At 68.6% G+C, this 24,426-nt stretch carries 22 protein-coding genes; 2 read left to right on the forward strand and 20 right to left on the reverse strand.

The genetic code is table 11. The features are described 5' to 3' along the window. Nucleotides 1-52: 52 nt before the first annotated feature. The 8 genes from pafA to BKA16_RS15590 all read right to left on the reverse strand — a co-directional run bounded on the left by pafA (nucleotide 53) and on the right by BKA16_RS15590 (nucleotide 10,153). The gene (gene pafA, locus BKA16_RS15555) at nucleotides 53-1,411 is read right to left on the reverse strand and encodes a Pup--protein ligase (RefSeq protein ID WP_183371543.1); all 1,359 of its coding nucleotides are present in this window, start codon (nucleotides 1,409-1,411) and stop codon (nucleotides 53-55) included. Between the two features lies 1 nt (nucleotide 1,412). Continuing rightward, nucleotides 1,413-2,138: a proteasome subunit alpha gene (prcA, locus tag BKA16_RS15560; protein WP_183371544.1), complete on the reverse strand. Its 726-nt coding sequence runs from the start codon at nucleotides 2,136-2,138 to the stop codon at nucleotides 1,413-1,415. Next, on the reverse strand, nucleotides 2,135-2,965 hold the full coding sequence (prcB, locus tag BKA16_RS15565; RefSeq protein ID WP_343067453.1) for a proteasome subunit beta: 831 nt from the start codon (nucleotides 2,963-2,965) through the stop codon (nucleotides 2,135-2,137). Before prcB ends, prcA begins: the two co-directional genes overlap by 4 nt. Continuing rightward, the gene (locus BKA16_RS15570; RefSeq protein ID WP_183373107.1) at nucleotides 2,962-3,153 is read right to left on the reverse strand and encodes a ubiquitin-like protein Pup; all 192 of its coding nucleotides are present in this window, start codon (nucleotides 3,151-3,153) and stop codon (nucleotides 2,962-2,964) included. Before BKA16_RS15570 ends, prcB begins: the two co-directional genes overlap by 4 nt. Before the next feature lie 73 nt (nucleotides 3,154-3,226). Further along, nucleotides 3,227-4,732 (reverse strand): depupylase/deamidase Dop, encoded by a 1,506-nt coding sequence (gene dop / locus BKA16_RS15575; protein ID WP_183371545.1) that lies wholly within the window; start codon nucleotides 4,730-4,732, stop codon nucleotides 3,227-3,229. A 62-nt stretch (nucleotides 4,733-4,794) separates the two neighbouring features. Beyond that, nucleotides 4,795-7,488, reverse strand: a complete 2,694-nt coding sequence (locus tag BKA16_RS15580; RefSeq protein ID WP_183371546.1) for an ATP-binding cassette domain-containing protein — start codon at nucleotides 7,486-7,488, stop codon at nucleotides 4,795-4,797. A gap of 131 nt (nucleotides 7,489-7,619) precedes the next feature. Continuing rightward, on the reverse strand, nucleotides 7,620-9,287 hold the full coding sequence (arc, locus tag BKA16_RS15585) for a proteasome ATPase (protein ID WP_183371547.1): 1,668 nt from the start codon (nucleotides 9,285-9,287) through the stop codon (nucleotides 7,620-7,622). A 35-nt stretch (nucleotides 9,288-9,322) separates the two neighbouring features. Next, a complete protein-coding gene (locus tag BKA16_RS15590) occupies nucleotides 9,323-10,153 on the reverse strand; it encodes a tRNA (adenine-N1)-methyltransferase (RefSeq protein WP_183371548.1) in 831 nt (276 codons plus the stop codon). A 63-nt stretch (nucleotides 10,154-10,216) separates the two neighbouring features. Here BKA16_RS15590 and BKA16_RS15595 point away from each other — a divergent pair, with 63 nt between their 5' ends. Beyond that, a complete protein-coding gene (locus tag BKA16_RS15595) occupies nucleotides 10,217-11,071 on the forward strand; it encodes a thioesterase family protein (RefSeq protein WP_183371549.1) in 855 nt (284 codons plus the stop codon). Between the two features lie 87 nt (nucleotides 11,072-11,158). Here BKA16_RS15595 and hisG read toward each other — a convergent pair whose 3' ends face one another. The 6 genes from hisG to metH form a co-directional block, all read right to left on the reverse strand. Continuing rightward, entirely contained in the window at nucleotides 11,159-12,007 is an 849-nt protein-coding gene (hisG, locus tag BKA16_RS15600; protein WP_183371550.1) for an ATP phosphoribosyltransferase, read from the reverse strand. Nucleotides 12,008-12,040: 33 nt separating this feature from the next. Continuing rightward, nucleotides 12,041-12,304: a phosphoribosyl-ATP diphosphatase gene (locus BKA16_RS15605; RefSeq protein ID WP_183371551.1), complete on the reverse strand. Its 264-nt coding sequence runs from the start codon at nucleotides 12,302-12,304 to the stop codon at nucleotides 12,041-12,043. Nucleotides 12,305-12,357: 53 nt separating this feature from the next. Further along, nucleotides 12,358-13,260, reverse strand: coding sequence for a DMT family transporter (locus BKA16_RS15610; RefSeq protein WP_183371552.1), 903 nt, complete (start codon nucleotides 13,258-13,260; stop codon nucleotides 12,358-12,360). A gap of 123 nt (nucleotides 13,261-13,383) precedes the next feature. Further along, nucleotides 13,384-14,262 carry a DMT family transporter gene (locus BKA16_RS15615; protein ID WP_183371553.1) on the reverse strand — a complete coding sequence of 293 codons (879 nt, stop codon included), beginning with the start codon at nucleotides 14,260-14,262 and terminating at the stop codon, nucleotides 13,384-13,386. 128 nt (nucleotides 14,263-14,390) lie between these two features. Then, entirely contained in the window at nucleotides 14,391-15,077 is a 687-nt protein-coding gene (locus BKA16_RS15620) for an HAD family hydrolase (RefSeq protein WP_343067454.1), read from the reverse strand. Between the two features lie 63 nt (nucleotides 15,078-15,140). Continuing rightward, on the reverse strand, nucleotides 15,141-18,752 hold the full coding sequence (gene metH / locus BKA16_RS15625) for a methionine synthase (RefSeq protein ID WP_183371555.1): 3,612 nt from the start codon (nucleotides 18,750-18,752) through the stop codon (nucleotides 15,141-15,143). Nucleotides 18,753-18,803: 51 nt separating this feature from the next. On the opposite strand from metH, the gene BKA16_RS15630 reads away from it, so the two are divergent. Next, a complete protein-coding gene (locus BKA16_RS15630) occupies nucleotides 18,804-19,679 on the forward strand; it encodes a PAC2 family protein (protein WP_183371556.1) in 876 nt (291 codons plus the stop codon). A gap of 28 nt (nucleotides 19,680-19,707) precedes the next feature. Here BKA16_RS15630 and BKA16_RS15635 read toward each other — a convergent pair whose 3' ends face one another. From BKA16_RS15635 to BKA16_RS15660, 6 genes are read right to left on the reverse strand one after another with little or no spacing between them, the layout of a single operon-like run. Then, nucleotides 19,708-20,016 carry a hypothetical protein gene (locus BKA16_RS15635; RefSeq protein WP_183371557.1) on the reverse strand — a complete coding sequence of 103 codons (309 nt, stop codon included), beginning with the start codon at nucleotides 20,014-20,016 and terminating at the stop codon, nucleotides 19,708-19,710. 4 nt (nucleotides 20,017-20,020) lie between these two features. Further along, entirely contained in the window at nucleotides 20,021-21,268 is a 1,248-nt protein-coding gene (gene mshC, locus BKA16_RS15640; protein ID WP_183371558.1) for a cysteine--1-D-myo-inosityl 2-amino-2-deoxy-alpha-D-glucopyranoside ligase, read from the reverse strand. Between the two features lie 32 nt (nucleotides 21,269-21,300). Further along, entirely contained in the window at nucleotides 21,301-22,116 is an 816-nt protein-coding gene (locus BKA16_RS15645) for an SCO1664 family protein (protein WP_183371559.1), read from the reverse strand. Further along, nucleotides 22,113-22,814 carry a DUF3090 family protein gene (locus BKA16_RS15650; RefSeq protein ID WP_183371560.1) on the reverse strand — a complete coding sequence of 234 codons (702 nt, stop codon included), beginning with the start codon at nucleotides 22,812-22,814 and terminating at the stop codon, nucleotides 22,113-22,115. Before BKA16_RS15650 ends, BKA16_RS15645 begins: the two co-directional genes overlap by 4 nt. 2 nt (nucleotides 22,815-22,816) lie before the next feature. Next, complete coding sequence (locus BKA16_RS15655) at nucleotides 22,817-23,533, reverse strand: MSMEG_4193 family putative phosphomutase (RefSeq protein WP_183371561.1); 717 nt, start codon at nucleotides 23,531-23,533, stop codon at nucleotides 22,817-22,819. 39 nt (nucleotides 23,534-23,572) lie between these two features. Further along, nucleotides 23,573-24,418, reverse strand: coding sequence for an undecaprenyl-diphosphate phosphatase (locus BKA16_RS15660; RefSeq protein ID WP_183371562.1), 846 nt, complete (start codon nucleotides 24,416-24,418; stop codon nucleotides 23,573-23,575). Between the last annotated feature and the right edge of the window lie 8 nt (nucleotides 24,419-24,426).

Genomic DNA, 24,426 nt, shown 5'->3' on the forward strand with positions numbered 1-24,426 from the left:
ATTGAGCAGCCGTTCCGGTTTCGAGGTGGATGCCACGCCGTGATCCTATGTCCTACAGGGACGCGATCAGGCGATCGACGCGCTCGTCGACGCTGCGGAACGGATCCTTGCACAGCACCGTCCGCTGGGCCTGATCGTTGAGTTTGAGATGAACCCAGTCGACGGTGAAGTCGCGCTCGGCCTTGGTCGCCGCGGCGATGAAGTCGCCGCGCAGCTTGGCGCGCGTGGTCTGCGGCGGCGTGGACACCGCGGCGTCGATCTCGGCGTCGGTCACGGTCCGGGCGGCGAGCCCCTTGCGTTGGAGCAGATCGAACACGCCGCGCCCGCGACGGATGTCGTGGTAGGCGAGGTCGAGTTGAGCGATCTTCGGATCGGACAGGTCGATGCCGTAACGGTCCTGGTACCGGCGGAACAGCTTCTGCTTGATCACCCAGTCGACCTCGGTGTCGACCGCGCTGAAGTCACCGGATTCGACGGCGTCGAGCATGCGGCCCCACAGGTCGACCACCCGGTCCATCGTCTCGTCCGGTGTGCGGTTCTCCAGATGCTTCACCGCGCGGGCATGGTATTCGCGCTGGATCGCCAGCGCGTTCGCCGTTCGGCCGCCCGCCAGGCGGACCTCCCGCCGCCCGCTCACATCGTGGCTGATGTCGCGGATGGCGCGGATCGGGTTGTCCAGGGCGAAGTCGTGGAACGAGATCCCCGACTCGATCATCTCCAGCACGAGCAGGGCCGAACCGACCTTGAGCATGGTGGTGGTCTCCGACATGTTCGAGTCGCCGACGATCACATGCATGCGTCGGTACTTCTCCGCGTCGGCGTGCGGCTCGTCGCGCGTGTTGATGATCGGCCGCGACCGCGTGGTGGCCGAGGACACGCCCTCCCAGATGTGGTCGGCGCGCTGGGACAGGCACAGCGTCGCGTCCTGTCCGACGGTCAGCACCTTGCCCGCGCCGCAGATGAGCTGGCGGGTCACCAGGAACGGCAACAGGACGTCGGAGACCCGACCGAACTCCCCCATCCGACTCACCAGGTAGTTCTCGTGGCAGCCGTACGAGTTGCCCGCCGAATCGGTGTTGTTCTTGAACAGGTAGATGTCGCCGCCGATGCCCTCGTCGGCGAGCCGCTGTTCGGCGTCGACGACCAGATCTTCCAGGATGCGCTCACCCGAGCGGTCGTGGGCGATCAGCTGTGCGATCGAATCGCATTCGGCGGTCGCGTACTCGGGATGCGAGCCGACGTCCAGGTACAGTCGGGCGCCGTTCTCCAGAAACACGTTCGACGACCGCCCCCACGCCACCACTCGCCGGAACAGGTAGCGCGCCACCTCGTCCGGGCTAAGCCTGCGCTGTCCGTGGGAGGTGCAGGTGACACCGAACTCGGTCTCGATGCCCATGATGCGGCGTTCCACGTCAGTCCTCTCCCAACAGTTCGGCGACCCGCTCGTCGGTGAGCCGCCGGAATGCGCGCCGGGTGCGCGTGCGGTCGAGGACCGCGGCCTCGATCTCGGCGACCGGAAGGGTCGGCGACGCCGTCGACTGCTCGGTCTTGTCGTTCTTCTCCGCGGGCGTCGCGAGTGCGCGTGCGGCCGCGCGCAGTGCCTCCTCGAGCGGCATGTCCGAGCGATAGGACTCCGTCATCGACGTGACGATCGGCTCGGTGGCACCGCCCATCACCAGGAACGACTGCTCGTCGACGATGGACCCGTCGTATCCGATGCGGTACAGCTGCGACGGGGTCCGCGTGTCGTAGCGCCCGACCTCGGCGACGCACAACTCGACCTCGAACGGCTTGGCCTGCTCGGTGAAGACGGTGCCGAGCGTGTTCGCGTATGCGCTGGCCAGCGACAGCCCGGTCACATCGGCGCGGTCGTACGAGTATCCGCGCAGATCGGCGAGCTGAATCCCGGCCTTGCGCAGACTCTCGAACTCGTTGTACTTGCCGACCGCGGCGAATCCGATCCGATCGTAGATCTCGCTGATCTTGCGGAGCGTGTTGGACGGATTGTGCGCGACGAACAGCACGCCCTCGTCGTAGGTCAGGGCGATGACGCTGCGTCCGCGAGCGATGCCCTTGCGCGCCAGTTCCGAGCGGTCGCGCATGATCTGCTCGGCACTCGCGTAGTACGGAAAGGTCATCGCGCGCCCTCTCGGTTCTCGGCGGCGCGTCGGTCGACCACGGCCTGCGCCGCATCGGCGATCTCCGCCTCGGGCACCTCGCGTGCACCGTCGTCGTCGATCCGCACGGCGGTGGGGAAGATCCGACGGATCAGATCCGGACCGCCGGTCGCCGAATCGTCGTCGGCCGCGTCGTAGAGCGCCTCGACGGCGAGTGCGAGCGCGTCGTCGCCGGTGATGTCGGCGCGGTAGAGCTTCTTGAGCGATGAGCGAGCGAACACCGATCCGGATCCGATGGCGTCGTACCCGCCGCGTTCCTCGTGCCGCGACCCGGCGACGTCGAAGGAGAAGATCCGCCCGTGCGTCGGCTCCGCCGACGGCTCGTAGCCCACGAGCAGCGGGATCGCGGCCAGTCCCTGCATGGCCGCGCCGAGGTTGCCACGGACCATGGACGCGAGTCGAGAGGCCTTGCCGTCGAGGGTGAGCCGAACGCCTTCGATCTTCTCGTAGTGCTCGAGTTCGACGGCGAACAGCTTGACCATCTCGATGGCGATGCCCGCGGTGCCTGCGATGCCCGCGGCCGAGTACTCGTCGGTGAGGTACACCTTCTGCACGTCGCGGGTGGCGATGACGTTGCCCATGGTGGACCGCCGGTCTCCGGCGAGGATCACTCCCCCGCGGTAGCCGACGGCGACGATCGTGGTGCCGTGCGGAATCTGTTCGGCCGCATCGAGGGGCAGACCGACTCCCGCCGACGCCCCCGGAAGACGGTCCGGGGCGTTGGCACGGAGGAATTCGGTGAACGAGGAGATGTCGTGCCTGCCGATGCCGCCGGAACGGGCGGTCACTGCCCGCCCTTCTGAACGTATGCGCGGACGAAGTCCTCGGCGTTCTCCTCCAGCACGTCGTCGATCTCGTCGAGCAGATCGTCGGTCTCGACTGCGAGCTTCTCCCGGCGCTCCTGACCTGCGCCGTCGCCGCCGATCGCCTCGTCGTCGCCCGAACCGCCGCCCCGCTTGGTCTGCTCCTGCGCCATCATCGCCTCCTGAAGAGTGGTTGTCCTTCAACACTACCGGTGCGCCGCACCCGGGGATGCGGCGAATCGCCGGTCAGTTCGCCGTCAGCTGATCTACCAGCTCGACGGCCGAGGTCGCGGTGTCGAGCAGGTCGCCGACATGAGAGCGCGTGCCGCGCAACGGTTCCGGCATCGGGATGCGGACCAGCGAGTCCGCCCCGACGTCGAAGATCACCGAGTCCCAGCTCGCGGCCGCGATGTCGGCGCCGAAGCGTCGCACCGATTCGCCACGGAAGTACGCGCGCGTGGACTCCGGCGGCGTCGACACCGCCGCCACGACCTGCTCCTCGGTCACCAGCCGCTGCATGGAGCCGCGGGCGACGAGCCGGTTGTACAGCCCCTTGTCGAGTCGGACGTCCGAGTACTGCAGGTCGATGAGCTGCAGCCGCGAGGCCGCCCAGCCCAGCCCCTCCCGGGTGCGGAATCCGTCGAGGAGCCGCAGTTTGGCGGGCCAGTCGAGGAGGTCGGCGCACTCCATCGGATCCCGTTCGAGCTTGTCGAGGACGTCGGCCCAGGTCGCGATGACATGGGCGGCGCGCTCGTCGTCGGAGGCGTGCTCATCGTGGTGTGCGCTCACGCGGGCGAGGTACTCGCGCTGCAGTGCCAGGCCGGTCAGCTCCCGGCCGTCGGCCAGGGCCACGGTGGCCCGCAGGGTCGGGTCGTGACTGATGGCGTGTACGGCCTCGACGGGGCGGGCCAGTGCGAGATCGGTCAGGTCGACACCGGCCTCGATGAGGTCCAGGACCAACGCGGTGGTGCCGACCTTGAGGTAGGTTGCGGTCTCGGCGAGGTTCGCGTCGCCGATGATCACGTGCAGGCGACGGTACTTGTCCGGGTCGGCGTGCGGCTCGTCGCGAGTGTTGATCAGCCCCCGCTTGAGGGTGGTCTCCAGGCCGACCTCGACCTCGATGTAGTCGGCGCGCTGGGACAGCTGGTAGCCGGGCTCCTCGCCGCGCTGCCCGATGCCGACGCGGCCGGATCCGCAGATCACCTGGCGGGAGGCGAAGAACGGCATGAGGCCGACGATGATCGACTCGAACGGGGTGTCGCGGCGCATCAGATAGTTCTCGTGGGTGCCGTATGAGGCGCCCTTGCCGTCGATGTTGTTCTTGTACAGCTGCAGCCGCGGTGCTCCCGGGACACTGGCGACGTAGCGTGCCGCCTCCTCCATCACGCGCTCGCCCGCCTTGTCCCAGATCACCGCGTCGAGCGGATCGGTCACCTCGGGCGCCGAATACTCCGGATGCGCGTGGTCGACGTAGAGTCGGGCGCCGTTGGTGAGGATCATGTTGGCGGCGCCGATCTCGTCGGCGTCGATGATCGGTGCGGGGCCGGTGTGACGACCGAGGTCGAATCCCCGTGCGTCGCGCAGCGGCGACTCCTCCTCGTAGTCCCAGCGAGTGCGCCGATCACGTCGCGGCACACTGGCCGCCGCCGCGTACGCGAGGACGGCCTGCGTCGAGGTCATGATGGGATTCGCGGTGGGGTCCGACGGTGCCGAGATGCCGTACTCGACTTCGGTGCCGATGATGCGCTGCATGTCACCCAGGGTAACCGGGCGCGGGGACGGTGCCGGGCGCGGGCGATCGGCCGCCGAAGCGGTCAGCGTTTGCGCAGGCGCAGCCGCGAGTAGATCAGGGCGAGGAGCAGCACGGCCATCACCGCCAGGACTCCGTAGGCGAGCACCGTGTGCGCGGTGGTCGGCTCCCACCACGGGTATTCGACCGCCTTGCCCGGCACCTGCCGGACCTGAGTGGCCTCCGGGTTGACCCGCGGGACGTCGACCGACTGCGCGGCGGCGGTGAAGCCCCAGTACGCCGGGAAGATCCAGCCGAGCTGGGCGGCGCCGGTCGCGGTGATCGGGAACAGGCCGCCGCAGAACACGAGCTGAACCATCACGACGATCACCAGCGGCGGCATCGTCTGCTCGTTGGACCGCACGAGCGAGGAGATCGCCAACCCGACCAGGGTGCTCACACACGCCAGGGCCGCGATCGCGACGAACAGCGACACCGGCGGAGGGAGGACCACGCCGCCGAACTCCGGGATGTCGCGCAGTCCGTAGGTGATGCCGAGCATGATGGCGCTCTGCATCGCCGTCAACGAGAAGAACACGACCGCCTTGGCGGCCAGATAGGCTCCGGGCCGCAGTCCCACGGCTCGTTCCCGTTCGAAGATCGGTCGCTCCCCGACCAGATCGCGGACGGTGAGCGCCGCGCCCATGAAGGCCGCGCCGATCACCAGCACCACCAGGAGCTGGATCGCCTCCGGACTCGACGGTATCGACGACCCGGGTGCCAGACCGGGTTCGGTCTCGATGAGCCCGAAGCCGTTCTCCCCCGGGATCACCAGGGTCAACGCCCCCAGCACGATCGGCAGGAGCAACAAGAACACGAGGTATCCGCGGTCGGCCAGGATCAGCCGCAGCTGGCGACGGAAGACGGTCGAGGCCTGCCTGCCCGCGCTGGCCTGGTGCACCTCGACCGATGGTCCGGTCGACGGTGCGGCGGGCGGCGACGACGAATGCGGATGCCGGTGCCGATAAGCCGCCCACGCCTGGTCCGGGTGATCGGCGGTGAAGGCGAATATCTCGGCCCAGTCGGTGGTGCCGAGCTCAGCGCCGACGTCCTTCGGCGCACCGCAGAACGCCGTCTTGCCGCCGGGCGCCAGGAGCAGCACCCGGTCGCACAGGCTCAGGTAGGTCAACGAGTGGGTCACGACGAGCACCACGCGACCCGCGTCGGCCAGCCGACGCAGGGTCTGCATCACTTGACGGTCGAGTGCCGGGTCCAGACCCGACGTCGGCTCGTCGAGGATCAGCAGCGACGGCCCGGTCAGCAGTTCCATCGCGACGGAGGCGCGTTTGCGCTGTCCGCCGGACAGTCTGTCGACCCGGGTGTCGACGTGCTCGGTGAGCTGGAGTTCGCTGAGCACACCGTCGATCACGTGGTCGCGGTCGGCGGTCGAGAGGTCGGCGGGCAGTCGGAGTTCGGCGGCGTAGCGCAGCGCCTGCCGCAGTGTCAGCTTCCGATGCAGCACGTCGTCTTGCGGGACCATGCCGATGCGGGTGCGCAGCGCCTCGTACTCGGCGTGCACACCGCGACCCTCGAATGTGACGACGCCGACCGTCGGGTCGCCGAGTCCGGCCACGATCTTCGAGATCGTCGACTTTCCCGCACCCGACGGGCCGATGATCGCCGTGAGAGTTCCGGGCGCGGCGTCGAAGGAGATGTCGTTGAGCAGGGTCTTGCCGTCGATCGTCAGGCCGACCCCGTCCACCCGGACTCCGCCCGCCACCTCGGTCTGCGGGCGGCCGCGCACCAGCACGCCCCCGGTCATCACGAAGTCGGAGTTGCCGATGGTGACGACGTCGTTCTCGGACAGGCGGTGCGCCATGACGCGACGTCCGTTGACGAACGTGCCGTTGACACTGCCCAGGTCCTCCAGGAGCAGGCCCTGGGGCGTGGACGTGACCCTCGCGTGATGACGCGAGGCCAGGACGTCGCTGACGACGATGTCGTTGTCGGGGGTGCGACCGATGCGCTGAGTTCCCGACAGGACGATCGTCTCGCGGCCGACCCGCAGATCCGAGGGGACCTCGAAGACCGCCGACGCGTTCTGATGCAGAGCCGCCAGATGAGGCGCGTCCGCGAGCTCGCCGAACCGGGGCGCCCTACGCGGCGGGGTCGGACGAGGCCGACCGGGGCCGGACTGATTGGGGTCGGACGGGTTGGGACCGGACTGGTTGGGGCCGGACTGATTGGGACCGGACTGGGGCCGGGGTTGCGCGGGCATCGGCCGGGACCGTTGCTGCTGTTGTGCGCGAACCGGATTCGACGGCGGTGGCGTCTGCGGCCGCGGCGGTCGGGGTGCCTGCTGCGGTGGGACCCGCGACGACTGCGGCTCCGAGGGGGCCGGCGGGGACGGCGTCTGCGGCTGCGCGGGCGTGCGTCCGGACGCTGGGACGATCGTGGGCCGCGCGGGCGCCAGTGCGGTCAACTCCAGCACCGGGCCGCTCGTCGCGTCGCCGAGACGGACACGGGCCGACCCGACGACCGCCACCACGTTCTGCCGGATCCCGCCGACGAACATTCCGTTCGTACTGCCCGCGTCGATCACCTGCCAGCCGTCGACGGCCGACCACTCGATCGACAGCTGCCGCCGCGAGACCAGCGGATGGTCGACCACGATCTCGTTGTCCGGTGTGCGCCCCAACGACACCGGACTGGTTCGGATCGTCTGCGGGCCGCCCGGCCCGACCCGAACCTGCAGCGGGGTGATTCCGTGAGTGCTCATCGCAGAACACCATAGCCGGTTCGGCTCGCCAGTCCCGTTTACCGGAATGACGGCGCGAACCGGTCATTCACGTCGGCGGGTCGTCCCCCGAGCATCCGACAGGCCCGAGTGTCCGACAGGCCCCGAGCGTCCTACAGGTACTGGCCGGTGTTCGACTCGGTGTCGATGGCCCGGCTCGCACCACTGCCCTTTCCGGTGACCAGGGTGCGGATGTAGACGATCCGCTCGCCCTTCTTACCGGAGATCCGCGCCCAGTCGTCGGGGTTGGTGGTGTTCGGCAGATCCTCGTTCTCGGAGAACTCGTCGAGGATCGAATCGAGCAGATGCGAGATCCGCAGACCACGCTGTCCACTGTCGAGATGCGCCTTGATCGCGTACTTCTTGGCCCGGTCGACGATGTTCTGGATCATCGCGCCCGAGTTGAAATCCTTGAAGTACATGACCTCCTTGTCGCCGTTGGCGTAGGTGACCTCGAGGAACCGGTTGTCGTCGGTCTCGGCGTACATGCGCTCCACGACGCGCTGGATCATCGCGTCCACGCAGGCCTGCGCGTCGCCGCCGAACTCGGCGACGTCGTCCGGGTGCAACGGGAGCCCGGGCGTCAGGTACTTGGTGAAGATGTCGACGGCCGATTCGGCGTCGGGACGCTCGATCTTGATCTTCACGTCAAGTCGTCCCGGGCGCAGAATGGCCGGGTCGATCATGTCCTCGCGGTTGGAGGCGCCGATCACGATGACGTTCTCCAGCCCCTCGACACCGTCGATCTCGCTCAGCAGCTGCGGGACCACGGTGGTCTCGACGTCGGACGACACACCGGATCCGCGGGTGCGGAAGATCGAGTCCATCTCGTCGAAGAAGACGATGACCGGGGTGCCCTCGGAGGCCTTCTCGCGCGCCCGCTGGAAGATCAGACGGATGTGCCGTTCGGTCTCGCCGACGAACTTGTTGAGCAGCTCGGGACCCTTGATGTTCAGGAAGTAGCTCTTGGCCTCGGCCTGATCGTCGCCGCGGTGTTCGGCGATCTGCTTGGCCAGCGAGTTCGCGACGGCCTTGGCGATGAGCGTCTTGCCGTTTCCGGGCGGACCGTACAGCAGAACGCCCTTCGGCGGACGCAGCGAGTACTCGGCGAACAGGTCGTTGTGCAGGAACGGCAGTTCGACGGCGTCGCGGATCTGTTCGATCTGACGACGCAGGCCGCCGATGTCGGAGTAGTCGACGTCGGGGACCTCCTCGAGGACGAGGTCCTCGACCTCGGCCTTGGGGATGCGTTCGAGGGCGAATCCGGCCTTGCCGTCGATCATCAGCGAATCGCCCGGGCGCAGCTTGCGCTCGGATCCCCCGCCGTCGTCGGTGTGCACCAGGGTGTCGGCGAGCGAGACGATGCGCTCCTCGTCGGTGTGTCCGACGACCAGGGCGCGGCGACCGCCCGCGAGGACCTCGCGCAGGGTGGCGATCTCGCCGACCTCGTCGTAGCCGAGCGCCTCGACCACGGTGAGCGCCTCGTTGAGCCGCAACGACTGTCCGCGGGTGAGCGTCTGGACGTCGATGTTCGGCGAGACCGTCAGGCGCATCTTCCGGCCGGAGGTGAACACGTCCACGTTGTCGTCGGATGCGACGCCCAGGAGCACCCCGTATCCGCTGGGCGGCTGCCCGAGGTTGTCGACTTCTTCACGCAGGGCGATGAGTTGCTGCCGCGCCTCTTTGAGCGTCTCCAGGAGCTTGGCGTTGCGCGCCGTCAGCTTCTCGATCCGCTCCTGCGGGTTGTCACCGTGTGCACCGGACTCCGTGGTCGGGGTCATCGGGCCCTCCTTCGTCGACAGTTCTCCCTCCTACGCTACCCGCGCGTGGGACGCCGCTTCACGCGGAGGGTTTCCGTGCCGTCGGCGAGTCGTCGCGCCGTGATCAGGAACGCCGTGTGCCCCTGCATGCGGTGTTCGGGGCGCACCGCCAGCCCCACCGCGCTCCAGTCGCGGACGAACGACTCCCAGGCGCGCGGTTCGGTCCAGCACTGGAGCTCGCGGAGACCTTCGACCACCTTGGAGAGCTGGGTGACGGTGGCGACGTACACAGTCAGGACGCCGCCGGGTCGCAGCGTCTTGGAGACGAGTTCGAGCTGTTCCCACGGGGCGAGCATGTCGAGGATGACGCGGTCGTACTGGTCGGCGGGATCGTGATTGGCCAGATCGTCGACGACGAGCGTCCAGTTGTCCGGGTGCTCGCCGAGGAACGTCTCCACGTTGCGGACGGCGTGCTCGGCGTGGTCGTCGCGGACCTCGTACGAGAGCACCGAGCCCTCCGGTCCCACGGCGCGCAGCAGCGACAGCGTCAGGGATCCCGATCCGGCGCCGGCCTCGAGGACCCGGGCGCCGGGGAAGATGTCGCCCTCGGCGACGATCTGCGCGGTGTCCTTCGGGTAGATCACCTGCGCCCCGCGGGGCATCGACAGGATGTAGTCGGTCAGCAGCGGACGGAGCGCGAGGTATTCGGTGCCGTTGACCGACTTCACGATGGAGCCCTCCGGGGCGCCGATCAGATCGTCGTGCTCGATTCCGCCCTTGTGGGTGTGGAACTGCTTACCGGGGTCGAGGACGACGGTGAACTTGCGCCCCTTGGAGTCGGTGAGCTGTACGCGGTCGCCCTCGGCGAACGGGCCGGTCGTCGGCATGCGAATGGGTGTCCTTCGGGTCGAGAGCGGAGGTGTCGGCTCCCCAAGCATAGAGTGACGCCCATGGCAGATGACGCACCGGCGGCCCCGAGCTATTACGAGCCGATCGCCGTCCCCGACGGGGCCGATCCCGACTACGACTACTTCCTTCCGACCGAGGCGACGGTGAGCGTCTGGTCGTCGGACATCCAGCACGGCGGTCCGCCCGCCGGGCTCATGATGCGCGCCATGCTGCGTGAGGCCGGGGACGACGGCAAGGTCGTGACCCGGGTGACCACGGAGATCCTCGGCGCGATGGGTCTGGGCGTGAACCGGGTCCGGGCCTGGACGCCGCGTCCGGGCAGGCGCATCGCACAGGTCGCCGCCGACCTGGAGGTCCAGACGCCCGGCGGCGAGTTCCGGACTGTCGGACGGACCGTCTCCTGGCGACTCGCGACGGCCGACTCCTCTCCGGTCGAGCACACTCCCCATCCCCCGCTGCCCGCCGGACCCGACGACCTGCCGCAGATCGTCGGCTTCCCCACCGACGGCGACGAGGCCGTGCCGTGGGGCAGGGTCGGTTTCATCGGGTCGACGGTGATCGCCCGCCAGCCCGGACGCAACGGCCGCACGCCGGCGGTATGGATCCGCCCGGCCATTCCCCTGATCGAGGGCGAGGAGATGTCACCGCTGGAATCGGTGTTCACCGTGCTCGACGTCGCGAACGGCGTCGGCACCCGACTGGATCCGACGAAGTGGTCGTGGATGAACGTGGACACCACCGTCCATCTGACGGCGCAGCCGACGACCGGATGGCTCGGTCTCGACGCGGACCTCGCGATCGGCGCCACCGGCTACGGCGCCACCTTCGCCGACCTGTACGACGTCACCGGGTTCATGGGACGCTCCGCCCAGGCCGACATGGTGGTTCCGACGTAGGCCCCTCCGCGCGTCCACCCGCGCCCGCGGCATTCGACGACGTCCGCGGCACGCCCGACTGCCGCCGATGTCGTCGGACGCCGCGTCTCAGAAGCGGCAGCTGCGGATGTCCGAGGCGAGGATGGCGCGGGCGCCTAGTTCGGACAGTCCGTCCATCAGCGACTGGTGCGTCTTGCGCGGCACCATGGCTCGCACGGCGAGCCATTCCGGATCGAGCATCGGCGAGACGGTCGGCGACTCGAGGCCAGGTGTCATCGCGACGGCGTCGTCGAGGAGGTTCTTGGGGCAGTCGTAGTCGATCATCACGTACTGCTGACCGAAGACGACGCCCTGCACGCGGGCGATGAGCTGCTTGGCGGCCTTCGACGGCTCGGCCGACTCCGGGTTGCGGATGAGGACCGCTTCGGAGTCGCAGATCGATTCTCCGAACGGGGCGAGACCGTGCTGGCGAAGTGTGCGCCCGGAGCTGACGACGTCGGCGATCGCATCGGCCACGCCGAGCTGGATCGAGATCTCGACGGCGCCGTCGAGGCGGATGATCTCCGCATCGATGCCGCGCTCGGTCAGGTGGCGGCGCACCAGGTTCGGGTACGACGTGGCGATCCGCTTGCCGTCGAGCGCGTCGACCGACCACTCCTGGTCGGTCGGGGCCGCGTAGCGGAACGTCGACGACCCGAACCCGAGTGCGACCTCCTCGATGACCTCGGCCCCGGAGTCGGCGGCCAGATCGCGACCGGTGATGCCCAGGTCGAGGGTGCCCGCGCCGACGTAGATGGCGACGTCCTTGGGACGGAGGAAATAGAACTCGACGTCGTTGTTGACGTCGATGACGGACAGATCCTTGGAGTCCGACCGCTTGCGGTATCCGGCCTCGGACAGGATCGCGGCGGCGGCTTCGGACAGTGCCCCCTTGTTGGGGACGGCGACACGCAACATGAGTGAGATATTCCTAGCGTTGGCGGGGTCGGCTCAGAGATACCGGTAGACGTCGGCCGGAGTGAGTCCGCGTTTGATCATCATGACCTGAAGCCAGTAGACGAGCTGACTGATCTCCTCGGAGAGCGACTCGTCGGACTCGTGCTCCGCGGCGAGCCACACCTCGCCCGCCTCCTCGATGATCTTCTTTCCGAGCGTATGGACGCCCTTGTCCAGTGCGGCGACGGTGCCGCTGCCTTCGGGGCGGGTCGCGGCCTTGTCGGTCAGCTCGGCGAAGAGTTCATCGAAGGTTTTCACGTGAGGTATTTTCGCATGACGTGCACCGCCTCGGCCGAGCGGGCCGAGGAAGATCACTCGTCGGCGGTGGCCGCGGTCGGGTCCGTGGCGGCCGCCGTCTCGGCCTCGGTCGCCGGGGCGCTCAACCGTCCCAGAGCGAAGGTCGCGATGCACATGAACGCCAGCGAGACCACGACGATGAAGTCGCCGGTCTTGGAGATGTGCAGCTGCTCCTGGTAGATCGACAGCCCCAGGGCCATCGCGACCATCGGCTTGAGGACGGTGACCGTCGGCAGCGAGGTCTGGACGTCGCCCGCCTGGTAGCTCGACTGCTGCCAGAGCGTGCCGAGGGTGGCGGTGACCGCCATCGCCCAGAACTCCCAGCTCGACAGCCCGTTCAGGAAACTCTCGCCGAACGCGTCGATGCCGGTCTTGGTGAACGGCGCCGAGAAGCCGAGCATGAGCCCCGCGCCGACGGCCAGCACCAGCGAACGGTTGGTGCCGTGCGGCAGACGCGAGCCTCCGACGATGCAGACCGCGACCACCACGACGAGGAAGATCAGCGGCACGATCCAGGAGTGGAAGGTCGGCGTCGTGATGCCCTCGGTCGGCTCCCCGAACACCGCGAATAGCACCAGCGAGATCATCAGCACCGTCGCCCACAGCCACTCGAACTTCGTGAGCATACGTCTCTCGCTGAAGGCGGCCAACGGGAGTGCGAACAGCAGCGTGCTCACCAGCAGCGGCTGCACCAGCAGGAGGCTGCCGACCGCGAGCGCACCGGCCTGCACGGCGAAGCCCGCGATGTCGGCGACGATCCCGGCGACCCACACCTTCCGCCGGATCAGTTTCGCGAAGAAGCCGATGCCGACGGCGTCGTCGTCCGACAGTCCCTCGGTGCCCTTCTCCTGCAGCACGGCGGCGAGCGCGAACAGCAGGGCGGCGACCAACGACAGTCCGATGGCGAGTACGGTCACGCTCTCTCCCAACATTCCTCAGACGGTCGAAACCGCCGATCAACGTGAATCAGACTACGCACCGCGCGCAAGGTCGAGCGCCCGGACACGACCGGACAGACCGAACCGTGCCGCGTCGACGCGCTATCGTGCCATCGCGTCGACGGCCGCCGGCTCCGGCGGAACGCTGAGCCTGCTGAGCGCGAAGGCGGCGACGACCATCACGCACAACGCGGCCACCACGGCGACATCGCCCGCACGATCGATCCGCAGATGCTCCTGATAGATCGTGAGACCGATCGCGGTCGCGACCATCGGCTTGAGGACGGTCACCGCCGGCAGCGACGTCTGCACGTCCCCCGCCTGAAAACTGGACTGCTGCCACATGGTGCCGACCGACGACGCGACGATCATCGCCCACAGCTCCCAACTGCACAGTCCGCGGACCAGACCGTCGCCGAGCGCGTCCATCGCCGTCTTGGTGAACGGCGCCGAATAGCCGAGGATGACGCCGGCGCCGAGCGCCAGGACCAGCGACCGCTGCGCACCGTGCGGCAGGCGCGCTCCCCGCGACATCGACAGGACCGCGCACGCCGCCAGGACCGCCAACGGCAGGATCCACGCGCGGAACGACGGCGCCGTGATGCCCGCGGCGGGTTCGCCGAGGACCGCGAAGACCACCAGCCCGACCACGAGTACGCCCGCCCACATCCATTCACGCCACTGCAGTCGCCGCTTCTGCGTCCACGCCGCGAGCGGCAGTGCGAACAGCAGGGTCGAGACGGTGAACGGTTGCACGAGAAGCAGACTCCCGATGGCCAGTGCGCCGGCCTGCAGCGCGAACCCGGCGAGGTTCGCAGCCAGCCCCGCAAGCCAGATCTTCCGCTGGAACAGGGCGATCACGAACCCGACGCCGATCGCGGCGTCGTCGGACATGCCCTCGGTGCCCTTCTGCTGGAGCACCGCGGCCACCGCGAAGAACGCGGCACTGAGCACCGCGAGGACGATCGATAGCGCGCTCACGCCACTTCTCACCGCTTCCGTCGACCCCCGGGTCATCGTCAAGAAGACTACGGGGGTCTCGCCGTCGCTCGACCGGCGGGACGCGACTCGACCGGGGCGGGAGGAGCCTCGACGCGAGAGCGGACTCGTCAGGCCAGAGCGGCGGCCAGGTCGTCGAGAGTGAGGCCGACGAGGGAGTCCCGATAGGTGTAGGTGGCGCGCGGCTGCACCTCGATCGCCGACGGGACGATGATCGCGCGCACCCCGGCGGCGAAGGTCGCGGCCGCACCGGCGGGCGAGTCCTCGATCGCCAGGCACCGGTGCGTCGGCGCGCCCACGAGTTCGGCCGCCCGCCGATAGATGTGCGGTTCCGGCTTGCCCGCCTCGACCTCGTCGCCGCACACGGTCGTGACGAACCGCTCCCGACCGATCGTCTCCAGGAGCACGTCGGTCACCTCGCGCATCGTATTCGTCACGAGCACCATCGGAATGTCCGCGGCGGCGACCAGGTCGAGGGCGTCGATCGCGCCCGGCCGCCACGGCGGGCCGCCCGCGAACTGCTCCAGCACACGCTGGACCATCCACTCCTCGTCACCCTCGAAATCCCGTCCCGCCTCGGGGACGAGGGCCGCCTCGTACACCTTCGTCATCGCGTCGACCGAGCTGTTGCCCATCGTCGAATCGCGCAACGCCGACGTCATCTCGGTGCCGAGCCGTTCGGCGAACTCGACGAGGACCTTCTCCCACAGCGGTTCGGTATCGAGCAGGGTGCCGTCCATGTCCCAGAACACGGCGTCGGGAAGTCGGGCGTCGAGCGGTCGAGCCTCGGGGGTCACTGGTGTCCTCCTGGTGGGGTCGGGCGCGAGCGGGTCCGCCCCCACCTTAGGCACACCGCGCGCTCACGTGTTGAAGTACTTGGCCTCCGGGTGGTGCAGGACGAACGCGTCGGTCGACTGCTCGGGATGCAGCTGCAGTTCCTCGGACAGTTCGACGCCGATACGACCGGGCTCCAGCAGATCGATCATCTTGGCGCGGTCCTCCAGATCCGGGCAGGCACCGTAGCCGAACGAATAGCGCGCACCGCGGTACTCCAGGTCGAAGAAGCCCTGCGGGCGGTCCGGATCGTCGTCGGCCATCACGCCCTTGGCGAACGCCAGCTCGCCGCGGACCCGCTGATGCCAGTACTCGGCCAGCGCCTCGGTCAGCTGCACGCCGATGCCGTGCACCTCGAGGTAGTCGCGGTACGAGTTGTCCGCGAACAGTCTGTTCGCGAAGTCGGCGATCGGCGCGCCCATCGTGACGAGTTGGAACGGCAGCACGTCGACGAGGCCGTCGGTCCGCGCCTGTTCACGCGAGCGGATGAAGTCCGCGATGCACAGGAACTTCGGTCGCTGCTGACGCGGGAAGGTGAAACTGTGCCGCACCGGCGACGACGGGTCCGGCGATTCGAGAACGTGCACGGTGTCGCCCTCGCTGACCGCCGGGAAGTAGCCGTAGACCACCGCCGCGTGCTGCAGAATGCCCTCGGTCGAGAGACGATCGATCCACTCGCGCAGACGCGGACGCCCCTCCGTCTCGACGAGTTCCTCGTAGCCCGGCCCCTCGTCGCCGCGCGTACCGCGCAGACCCCACTGCCCCAGGAACAGGGCGCGCTCGTCGAGCATCGTCATGTAGTCGGCCACCGGGATGCCCTTGACGATCCGGCTGCCCCAGAACGGCGGGGTCGGGACCTCGTTGTCGGCGGCGACATCCGAACGCGCGGGCACCTCGATCGGCACCTCCTCGGCCTTGCGCTTGGCCGCGATGCGCTGCGAACGCTCGCGGCGCGCCTTCCGCTCGGCGACCTTGGCCGCGGCGGCCTTCGCCTCCGGACTGTCCGGATCGGGTCCCTCGCCCCGCTTGATCGCCATGATCTCGTCCATCAGGGTCAGGCCCTCGAAGGCGTCACGGGCGTACCGGACGTCGCCGTCGTAGACCTCGGCGAGATCGCCCTCGACGTAGGTGCGCGTCAACGCGGCACCGCCGAGCAGGACCGGGAACTCGCTCTTGCCGCGGGCGTTGAGCTCCTCCAGGTTCTCCTTCATCACGACCGTCGACTTGACCAGCAGCCCGGACATGCCGATGACGTCGGCCCGGTGGTCCTCGGCGGCCGACAGGATGGTCGCGATCGGCTGTTTGATCCCGATGTTCACCACGTCGTAGCCGTTGTTGCTCAGGATGATGTCCACGAGGTTCTTGCCGATGTCGTGGACGTCGCCCTTGACCGTGGCGAGCACGATGCGTCCCTTGCCGTCCTCGTCGGTGGCCTCCATGAACTGCTCCAGGTGCGCCACCGCGATCTTCATCACCTCGGCCGACTGCAGCACGAACGGCAGCTGCATCTGACCGGAGCCGAAGAGTTCGCCGACGGTCTTCATACCCGCCAGCAGATGATCGTTGATGATCGCCAGGGGCGGAATCTGCGCGCGCGCCTCGTCGAGGTCCTCGATCAGTCCGTTGCGCTCGCCGTCGACGATGCGCTGCGCCAATCGCTCGAACAGCGGCTTCGCGGCGAGCTCGGCGGCGCGCGACTCGCGGGCCGAGGCGGCCGAGACGCCCTCGAACAGCTCCATGAGCTTGGCCAGCGGATCGTAGCCGGGATCGTCGGGGCCGTCGGTGCCGGGCTCGCGGCGACGGTTGTGCACCAGGTCGAGCGCGGTCTCGCGCTGCTCGTCCTCGATGCGCGCCATCGGCAGGATCTTCGACGCGTGCACGATGGCCGTGTCGAGGCCCGCCTGGACGCACTCGTGCAGGAACACCGAGTTCAGCACCTGGCGGGCGGCCGGGTTGAGTCCGAACGAGATGTTCGAGATGCCGAGCGTGAAGTGCACCTCCGGATGCGCCTGTTTGATCCGACGGATCGCCTCGATGGTCTCGACACCGTCGTTGCGGACCTCTGCCTGGCCCGTCGAGACGGGGAAGGTGAGGGCGTCGATGATGATGTCCTCTTCGGCCATCCCCCAGTTCGTGGTGAGGTCGGTGATGAGGCGTTCGGCGATCTCGACCTTGTGGTCGGCGGTGCGCGCCTGCCCCTGTTCATCGATGGTCAGTGCGACAACCGCCGCGCCGTGCTCGACGACGTGCGCCATGATCCGCGCGAACCGCGAGTCGGGTCCGTCCCCGTCCTCGTAGTTGACCGAGTTGACCGCGCAGCGCCCACCCAGATGCTCCAGACCCGCCTTGATGACGTCGGGCTCGGTGGAGTCGATCATGATCGGCAGCGTCGACGCGGTGGCGAAGCGGCCCGCCAGTTCGGTCATGTCGAGCGCACCGTCGCGGCCGACGTAGTCGATGTTCAGGTCGAGCATGTGCGCGCCATCGCGGGTCTGCTCCTTCGCGATCTCCAGGCACTTCTGGTAGTCGCCCGCGATCATCGCTTCGCGGAACGCCTTCGAGCCGTTGGAGTTGGTGCGTTCGGCGATCACCAGGAAGCTGGCGTCCTGATCGAAGGGCACGGCCGAATACAACGACGACGTCTCCGACACGTGCTCGGGAGTGCGTTTGCGCGCCTCGAGGACTTTGACCGCCTCGGCGACGCGACTGACGTGCTCGGGAGTGGTTCCGCAGCAGCCGCCGACGAACTGCAGCCCGTAGTCGGTCACGAACGACGACAGCGCGTCGGCCAGTTCGGGTGCGGTCAGCGGGTACTCGGCGCCGTGCTTGCCCAGGACCGGCAGTCCGGCGTTCGGCATCACCGACACCGGGATGCGCGAGTGCTTGGACAGGTAGCGCAGGTGCTCGCTCATCTCCGCCGGGCCGGTCGCACAGTTGAGACCGATCACGTCGACGCCGAGCGGCTCGACCGCGGCGAGCGCGGCGCCGATCTCGGAGCCGACCAGCATCGTGCCGGTGGTCTCCACGGTGATGTGGGCGATGATCGGCAGATGCCTGCCGAACTGGTCCATCGCACGCCGCGCGGCGACGACGGCCGCTTTGAGCTGCAGCAGGTCCTGGCAGGTCTCGACGAGGATCGCGTCGGCCCCGCCGTCGAGCATGCCCAGCACGCATTCGACGTACGCGTCGCGGATGGCCGCGAACGTGGTGTGGCCCAGGCTCGGCAGCTTGGTTCCCGGACCGATCGAGCCGAGCACGTAGCGGTCGGTGCCGTCGGCGGACGGGCCCATCTCGTCGGCGACGCCGCGAGCGATCGACGTGCCCTTGTAAGCGAGTTCGCGGATGCGGTCGGCGATGTCGTAGTCGCCGAGGTTCGACAGGTTGCAGCCGAAGGTGTTCGTTTCGACCGCGTCGGCGCCCGCCTCGAAGTACCGTCGATGGATGTCGGCGAGCACATCGGGTCGGGTGTCGTTGAGGATCTCGTTGCAGCCTTCGAGGCCCAGGAAGTCCGTGTCGAGGTCGAGGTCGGCGTTCTGCAGCATCGTGCCCATGGCCCCGTCGCCGATCAGTACACGACGGGACATCGCCTGCAGGAATGTCGAGTCGTAGTCGTCTGGTCGCGTTGAGGAGAAAGGCATGACCACTAGGGTAGTTCGCCGTCGTTCACACTCACCCGTAGGCTCTCCCCAGTGACCTCTCAGCGACCCTCCCGACTTCCCGCCCTGCGCCGACCGGTGATGATCGCCGCCTTCGGCGGATGGAACGACGCCGGCGACTCCGCATCGTCGGCGGCCGAACATCTCGCTCTGACCTGGGACGCGACGCAGCTGTGGGAGATCGACAGCGACGACTACTACGACTTCGCGGCCACGCGACCGAACATCACCCAGGCCGACGGTGTGACCAGGCGCATCGAGTGGCCGTCGACGTCGGTGTCGTATGCGCGGGTCCCGTCCGCGGGCCGCGACGTCGTCTTCGTGCTCGGTCCCGAACCGAATCTGCGGTGGCGCACGTACTGCGCGCAGCTGGTCGAACTGGCCGACGCTCTCGACGTGGAGCTGGTGGTGATGATGGGTGCGCTCTTGGCCGACACACCGCACACCCGCGACGTCCCGGTGTCCGGTTCGGCCGAGACCAGCGCCGCCGCGACCCGGTTCGGGCTGTCGCCGAGCAAGTACGAGGGCCCCACCGGGATCACCGGGGTGCTGCAGGACGCCTTCGTCCAGGCCGGGATACCGTCGGTGTCCCTGTGGGCGGCCGTCCCCCACTACATCGCCCATCCGCCCAATCCGAAGGCCACACTGGCACTGCTGCGCAGGCTCGAGCCGATCATCGAGATCCCGATCGACACCGATCTGCTCGCCGACCAGGCCGCCCAGTGGCAGGAGGCCGTCGACGAGATGATGTCCGAGGACGAGGATCTGGCCGGCTACGTCCGCGATCTCGAAGAGCAGGAGGACGCGGCCCGCGACGTCGACGACGCCATGACCGAGGTCGACGGCGACACCCTGGCCGCGGAGTTCGAGAAGTACCTGCGACGACGCGGCGACTCCTCGGCCGACTGAGCCTGCGGACGCGCGCCGAACGCCGCGGTCAGCCGATCCGCTCGATCTCGACGACGGGCGTGGTGATGCGCCAGGTGCGCACGTCGGGGTCGTCGGCGGCGGCGACCCAGAACTGGGCGGGCCGGCCCACCGTGCACTCCTTGACGCCCAGGAGCGGGATGTCCTCGGAGTCGCGACGGAGTTCGCTGACCTCCCAGTGCTCGTCGGAGTGCCGCCCCACGCCGGGTGCGCGGAGCAGCGTCATCTCCTCGAAGTCGAGAACGTAGGTCGAGGTGTGGGTGACGACCGTCCACACCCCTTCCCTCGTCCCGGCCGGAATCACGCTCGTGCGAGGCATGCGGTCACCGAGGTGCGATGTCGACGCCCAGCAGTGCGTCGACGGCGTCGGCGATCAGTCCCGGAGCCGTGGTCGACGAACCGATCCCGAGGATCGCGTCGGCCGCCCACGCGTCGACGGCGGCGAGCGCCTTCGGCGTGTCCAGGTCGTCGGCCAGGTGTTGGCGCAGCCGGGCGACGGTGTCGGTCGCATCCACCGCGGTGGCGACGGCGGCGGCACGGCGCCACGTCGCGAGGCGCCGTTCGCCCTCGGTGAGGACCTGATCGGTCCACATGCGGTCGCTCCGGTAGTGCTCGCTGAGCAGACCGAGACGGACCGCGCCCGCGTCGACGCCCTTGCTCCGCAGGACGGAGACCTTCACCAGGTTGCCCAGGCTCTTGGACATCTTCTCGCCGTCGAGGCCGATCATGCCGGTGTGCGTGTAATGGCGCGCGAACCGCCGCTCGCCGGTCGCGGCCTCGGCGTGTGCGGCGGAGAACTCGTGGTGCGGGAAGATCAGGTCGCTGCCGCCGCCCTGGACGTCGAACGCCATCCCGAGGCGGTTGAGCGCGATGGCCGAGCACTCGATGTGCCAGCCGGGGCGGCCCGCGCCGAACGGCGACGGCCAGGACGGCTCTCCCGGCCGTTCGGTCCGCCAGAGGAGGGCGTCGAGCGGGTTGCGCTTGCCGGGGCGATCCGGGTCGCCGCCGCGCTCGGCGAAGAAACGCGCCATCGTCTCCGCGTCGTAGTTCGACTCGTAGCCGAACTGCGGCGTCGCGTCGACGCTGAAGTAGACGTCCGGGTGCTCGGCGTCGTCGAGGACGTACGCCGCACCGGACTCGAGGAGTCTGCCGACGGCTTCGACCACCTCGTCGACCGATTCGACGGCGCCGATGTAGTCGCGCGGGGGCAGCACGCGCAGTGCGGTCATGTCCTCGCGGAACAGGTCGATCTCGCGGGAGCCGAGATCGCGCCAGTCGACGCCGTCGCGTTCGGCGCGCTCGAACAGCGGATCGTCGACGTCGGTGATGTTCTGCACGTAGTGGACGTCGTGTCCCTGATCGCGCAGGACGCGGTTGATCAGGTCGAAGGTCACGTAGGTCGCGGCGTGCCCGAGGTGTGTGGCGTCGTACGGGGTGATGCCGCAGACGTACATCGTGGCGACCGGTCCCGGCGCCACCGGCTTCACTTGCGCATCGGCGGTGTCGTACAGGCGAAGGGCCGGTGCGGTGCCGGGTACGGAGGGGATCTGGGGCGACGACCACGACTGCATGCGCACAACTCTATGTAAGCAGTCGAACCGTGTCAGAACGGGGGCCACGGGATGGCGCGCTCGGACGGCGGGAACGGCATCACGCCGTCGTCCCCGAGCAGCCGGGCGCGCCGCGCGAGTGCGGCGATCTCGTCGGAGGTGATGAGCGCCGCCAGCCGCACGGTGAGCGTGTCGTCCGGGTCGGCGAGACGGTCGGCCAGACGACGCAGATCCGAGGTGAGGTCCTCGGGCACCGGTCGACCGGCCCAGCCCCAGAGGATGGTCCGCAGCTTGTTCTCGGTGTGCAGGCAGATGCCGTGATCGATGCCGTACACGATGCCGTCGGCGTCGACGAGGATGTGTCCGGCCTTGCGGTCCGCGTTGTTGACGAGGGCGTCGAAGACCGCCATCCGCCACAGCTGCGGAGAGTCGGCGTGCACCAGGGCGACGAGGTGCCCCTCCTCGTCGTAGGCGCGCAGGATCGCGAGGCGATCGTCGGTCAGCTCGTCGACGGGAACGAGTTCGACGGGATCGGCGCCGGTCGGTTCGTCCGGCTCGTGGATCCACCGCTGCACCATCCCGGGACCGAGGTCGGCGTCGGGTGGACCGTCGTCGCGCAACACCGTCTCGGGCACCAGGTCCCAACCCAGCGCGTCGCTGACGAGGTAGGCGGCCACCTCGCGGCCGGCCAGGTCGCCGTCCGGGAAGTCCCAGAGCGGGGCCTCTCCGCGAATCGGCTTGTAGACGCACACGAACTCGTCGTCGCCGTCGCGCACACGGCAGGCCAGTGTCAGGTTGCTCGCGGTCGGGACGCGCCCCAGAAGCGTCAGGTCCCCGCCGGCGAGGACCTTCAGAACAGTCGAGTTCACTCGCGCGAATCGTCGTCGGGATCGGTCGGATCCTCGGCGTCGAAGTCCTCGTCGACCTCGAAGGCGGTATCGAATCCGGGCACGATGCGACCGAGAGCGGCCAGGACGTCGGGATCGATGAACTCGACCGACCGCGAGAACTCGGCGTCGCGCTTGTACCCGTTGCTGCGCGCGCAGATGTGACCGGCGGCGTCGAGCGGCTGGTTGCACAGCGGGCACAGCGGCCGACCCGCGGAGATGACCCGCATCGACCGCGCGCTGAACTCGCGGGCGGCGTCGGCGGTCAGGAAGATCCGGACGGTGTCGGGCCCCTCCTCGGTGTCGTCGAGGATCACGCTCTCGTCGAGCGGCTGTTCGGTGATCGCGAGCAGTTCGACGACCACCGCGGCAGCCTCGGCGTCCCAGCCCAGGCCCATGGATCCGACGCGGAACTCGGCGTCTATCGGCATCGCGAGCGGTGCGGCGTCGACCACCCGGTCGGTCTCCGGCGGCACGTCCGCGCCGAAACGCCGAGCCACCTCGTCCAGGAGGTAGCCGAGACGGTCGGCGAGGATCAGCACCTGCTGCTTCTCGAGCTCGACGCTCATCAACCGCTGTTCCTGGACCACTTGGAGAAAGAACGTGCGATCGCCGGGCTCGCCGACGGTCCCCGCCACGAAACGGCTCGGCGTGCGGAATTCATGAATGGTGCGCGACACGTCTACTTCGCCTCCCTGCTCATCGTCTTCACGGTACCCGGGTCCTGGGCTCCCGCGCCGCCGCCGACCTCGGCGTCGGTGGAGTGGCGCGGCGGCGGCAGCGCGAGCGCTCCATTGTTGTTCAGGGTGAGCACGTACGGTCGGTCCCTGGTGTAGCGGATCACGGTGATCGACGCCGGATCGACGACGATGCGCTGGAACCCGTCCAGGTGCATGCCGAGGGCGTCGGCGACGATCGACTTGATGACGTCGCCGTGCGAGCACGCCAGCCACAGGCCCTCACCGTCGTCGCCCCCGTGCTCGCGGTCGAGTTCGCGGACCGCGGCGCTCGCGCGGCGGGACACGTCGGCCAGCCCTTCGCCGCCGGGGAACACGGCGTGCGACGGATGCCGCTGCACGGTCTTCCACAACGGTTCGCCGACGAGTTCGGTGAGCTTGCGACCGCTCCAATCGCCGTAGTCCACCTCGGCGAGATCGTCCGCGGTGATCTCCCGGCAGCCGTCCAGACCCGCGACGAGCGGTGCGACGGTCTCGGCGCAGCGCTGCAACGGCGACCGGACGACGGCCCGCAGCCGGCCGGCCGCGTCGCCGAGACGGTCGACGAGCCCGTCGGCCTGACTGCGTCCGAGGTCGTCGAGCCCGACGCCCGGGGTGCGCCCGGCGAGGACTCCGGAGGTGTTGGCCGTCGATCGTCCGTGGCGGACCAGGATCACCGTCATGGGCATCAGATTACGGCGTGCCGGGCGCACGCGCGCCGATCAGGTGGTGATGACGCCCGCGGTCAGCAGGATCAGGACGAGCAGGCCCAGGGCGATGCGGTACCCGGCGAACCAACCGAGTGAATGGTGCGAGACGAATTTGAGGAGCCACGCGATGGAGGCGTAGCCGAGGACGAAGGCGATGAACGTGGCGACGAGGATCTGCGCACCCGAGGCGCTGACGCCTTCCCCGTCGGGGTGGAAGGCGTCCGGCAGGCTGAACAGACCGGAGGCGAGGACCGCGGGAATCGCGATGAGGAAGGAGAATCGGAACGCGGCCTCACGCTTCATGCCGAAGAACAGTCCGGCACTGGCGGTGCCGCCCGATCGCGAGACGCCCGGGATCAACGCGAGGCACTGGGCCACGCCCATGGCGAGGGCGTCCCTCGGTCGCATCTCCTCGAGCGATTTGCCGGGCCGCTGGGCGGCCGTCATCTCGGCTGCGATGAACACGAACGAGAAGGCGATCAACATGATCGCCACCAGCCAGAGGTTGCGCCCCGCCGTGCGGATCTCGTCTTTCAGGAGGTAACCGAGCAGCCCGATCGGAATGGTGGCGAGAATCACGTACCAACCGATCCGGTAGTCGAGGTTCCGCCGGTCCGGGTTCCGCAGTCCGCCGAACCACGCGAGGACGATCCGCCAGATGTCTTTGGCGAAGAAGATCAACACCGCGAGCTCGGTGCCCAGCTGCGTGACCGCGGTGAACGAGGCCCCCGCGTCCTGACCGAACCAGATCTGCGAGACGATCCGCAGATGGCCGGACGAGGAGATGGGCAGGAATTCGGTCAGTCCCTGGACTGCTCCGAGCACTATGGCCTGCAGCCAGTTCATCGAATCGATCACGAGCGACG

Source organism: Gordonia humi, from assembly GCF_014197435.1.
Taxonomy (GTDB): domain Bacteria; phylum Actinomycetota; class Actinomycetes; order Mycobacteriales; family Mycobacteriaceae; genus Gordonia; species Gordonia humi.